The sequence below is a fragment of the Pseudomonas sp. Pseusp97 genome (assembly GCF_047304025.1).
In the GTDB taxonomy this organism is placed as follows: Bacteria; Pseudomonadota; Gammaproteobacteria; order Pseudomonadales; family Pseudomonadaceae; genus Pseudomonas.
Genome location: NZ_JBGLYK010000384.1, coordinates 1 through 2682, shown reverse-complemented (window position 1 = coordinate 2682; position 2682 = coordinate 1). Strand labels below are relative to the sequence as shown.

Genomic DNA, 2682 nt, shown 5'->3' with positions numbered 1-2682 from the left:
GTTCATCCTGCCCGACGCCGACGGCCTGCACCTGGCCGGCGGCGTCGGGCAGGATGCACAGCCGCAGCGCGGGCGCCTGGCAGTCCACTTCCAGCACCTTGCCGGCGAGCCGGCCAAGCCGCCGGAGCGCCACGCCGTCGAGCCGCAGCACGCGGTTGACGGTGGCTTCGGCGCTGGCCAGGGCGGCCTGCAGGAGCAGGCTCATCAGGGCTTGATGCCGCGGTGCAGGGCGACCACGCCGCCGGTCATGTTGTGGTAGGTGACGCGATCGAAGCCCGCCTCCACCATCATCGACTTCAGCGTTTCCTGGTCGGGGTGCATGCGGATCGACTCGGCGAGGTAGCGGTAGCTCTCGGAATCGTTGGTCACCAGCTTGCCCATCAGCGGCAGGAGGGTGAAGGAGTAGGCGTCGTAGGCCTTGGACAGCAGGCTGCTGGTGGGCTTGGAGAATTCCAGCACGAGCAGGCGGCCGCCGGGCTTGAGCACCCGCAGCATGGAGCGGATGGCTTCGTCCTTGTGGGTGACGTTGCGCAGGCCGAAGGCGATGGTCACCGCGTCGAAATGGTTGTCGGGGAACGGCAGCTTCTCGGCGTCGGCCTGGACGAAGCTGACGTTGCCGGCGACGCCGCTGTCGAGCAGCTTGTCGCGGCCGACCTTGAGCATCGAGGCGTTGATGTCGGCCAGCACCACTTCGCCGGTCGGGCCGACCAGGCGGGAGAACTGGCGGGTCAGGTCACCGGTGCCGCCGGCGATGTCCAGCACCCGGTTGCCGGCGCGCACGCCGGACAGCTCGATGGTGAAGCGCTTCCACAGACGGTGGATGCCGCCGGACATCAGGTCGTTCATCAGGTCGTACTTGGCGGCGACCGAGTGGAAGACCTCGGCGACCTTCTCGGCCTTCTCGCTCTCGCGCACGGTCTTGTAGCCGAAGTGCGTGGTGGGATCGGCGCCGTCCTGGCCGGCTTGGGGCTTGCGCGGTTCGCTCATGGCATTTCTACCCTGGAAGTCAGTGGCGGGCATTCTAACAGGAAGCAGAGAAAACGCCGCCCCGGTCGCGGCGCAGCCGGGGTGCGGCGATACGGCGCGGCGCGTATCATTTGGCAAGTCAGTCACTCGCGGAGTTCAAGAATGTCCCGTATCCACGTCGAACGTCATCACTCGCTGGGCCTCGAAGCGGCCCGCGCCAAGGCGCAGAAGCTCGCCGACAAGCTCACCCGCGAGCACGGTGTGAGCAGCGAGTGGCAGGGCGATACCCTGCTGTTCAAGCGCAGCGGCGTGGACGGACGCATCGAGGTGGGCGCGGACAAGGTCGCGGTGGACGTGAAGCTTGGGCTGATGCTGTCGGCCATGGGCGGCCTGCTCAAGGGCGAGATCGAGCGCGCACTGGACAAGGCGCTGGCGTGAGCCAGTCGCTTGTCCAGTGCCCGAGCCACAAGCTGTAAGCGGCAAGCAGAGGCGCTTTTGCTTGCAGCTTGTGGCTTGCAGCTTGTAGCTGCTTTGTTCCTACAAAGCCTGGTATGTGTTTTCTAATTTTCCCCGATACCTTGGCTCACAGTCCCGCCTGATGCGGGCAGCGTTCGACATCATCGAATCTGAACCCTGTGAGGTGCCACCATGGCCAAGGCCGTCAGCAAGAAGAAAGTCGTAGAACTCGAATCCTCCCTCTACTCCGACGCCAAGCACTATGCGCGGCAGATCTGGCTGGCAGGCCTGGGCACCTATGCCCGCGTGGGCGCCGAAGGCAGCGAATACTTCAAGGAACTGGTCAAGTCCGGCGAGTCCGTGGAGAAGAAGGGCCGCGACCTGGTGAGCACCCAGATCGACGCCGCCAACGACAGCGTCAAGGGTCGCCTGCACAGCGTCAAAGCCAAGCTGAACTTCGACAGGATCGAAGAGGCGTTCGATGCACGTGTCGCCTCCGCCCTCAACAGAATCGGAATTCCCTCCAGGCGTGATGTGGAGGCGCTCTCTGCTAAGCTGGATGAGCTGAGCGCAGTGCTCGAGCGTGTCGCGAGAACCCAATAAGGAGAGCAGGATGGCTGGCAAAAAAACTACCGATAAAAAAGAGTCCAGTTGGATCGGCGAGATCGAGAAATACTCGCGGCAGATCTGGCTGGCTGGCTTGGGGGCCTACTCGAAGGTCAGCAAGGATGGCAGCAAGGTGTTCGAGTCCCTCGTGAAGGATGGCGAGAAGGCCGAGAAACAAGCCAAGACCGAGGTCGAAGGTGCGGTGAAGACTTCCGCCCGTTCCGCGAAGTCGCGCGTCGATGCCGTCAAGGGCGCCGCGATCGGCAAGTGGGGCGAGCTGGAAGAGGCCTTCGACAAGCGCCTCAACAGCGCGATCTCGCGCCTGGGCGTGCCGAGCAGCCGCGAGGTGAAGGATCTGCACAGCAAGGTCGACAGCCTCACCAGGCAGATCGAGAAGCTCACCGGCGTCAGCGTCGCCAAACCGGCCGCCAAGGCCGCCGCCAAACCCGCAGCGAAAGCCACCGCCAAACCGGCCGCGAAACCCGCTGTGAAGACCGCGGCTTCCAAACCGGCTGCCAAGGCCGCCGCCAAGCCCGCTGCGAAGCCTGCAGCGAAACCGGCCGCCAAGCCCGCAGCGAAAACCGCTGCCAAACCGGCTGCCAAGGCTGCCGCAAAACCCGCTGCCAAGCCTGCTGCAAAGCCGGCTGCCAAGGC

General features: G+C 64.8%; 4 protein-coding genes and 1 pseudogene. 3 read left to right on the top strand and 2 right to left on the bottom strand.

Features of this window, described 5'->3' with window-relative positions:
• Together ACCC94_RS29150 and ubiE are read right to left on the bottom strand one after the other, a co-directional pair.
• A pseudogene (locus ACCC94_RS29150) lies at positions 1–208 on the bottom strand (SCP2 domain-containing protein); the annotation flags it as partial.
• Complete coding sequence (gene ubiE / locus ACCC94_RS29145; RefSeq protein ID WP_413353059.1) at positions 205–987, bottom strand: bifunctional demethylmenaquinone methyltransferase/2-methoxy-6-polyprenyl-1,4-benzoquinol methylase UbiE; 783 nt, start codon at positions 985–987, stop codon at positions 205–207. The pseudogene ACCC94_RS29150 and the gene ubiE, both read right to left, overlap by 4 nt.
• 141 nt (positions 988–1128) lie before the next feature.
• Here ubiE and ACCC94_RS29140 point away from each other — a divergent pair, with 141 nt between their 5' ends.
• From ACCC94_RS29140 to ACCC94_RS29130, 3 genes are all read left to right on the top strand, one after another.
• Positions 1129–1404, top strand: coding sequence for a polyhydroxyalkanoic acid system family protein (locus tag ACCC94_RS29140; RefSeq protein WP_413353057.1), 276 nt, complete (start codon positions 1129–1131; stop codon positions 1402–1404).
• Positions 1405–1614: 210 nt separating this feature from the next.
• Positions 1615–2025, top strand: a complete 411-nt coding sequence (locus ACCC94_RS29135) for a phasin family protein (protein WP_413353056.1) — start codon at positions 1615–1617, stop codon at positions 2023–2025.
• Positions 2026–2035: 10 nt separating this feature from the next.
• Positions 2036–2682: phasin family protein (locus tag ACCC94_RS29130; protein ID WP_413353060.1), on the top strand; the 647-nt coding region annotated here is incomplete at its 3' end.

Excerpts from the sequence above, each read along its gene's own strand:
- ubiE (WP_413353059.1), bottom strand. The coding sequence starts at position 987 with ATGAGCGAACCGCGCAAGCCCCAAGCCGGCCAGGACGGCGCCGATCCC.
- ACCC94_RS29140 (WP_413353057.1), top strand. The coding sequence starts at position 1,129 with ATGTCCCGTATCCACGTCGAACGTCATCACTCGCTGGGCCTCGAAGCG.
- ACCC94_RS29135 (WP_413353056.1), top strand. The coding sequence starts at position 1,615 with ATGGCCAAGGCCGTCAGCAAGAAGAAAGTCGTAGAACTCGAATCCTCC.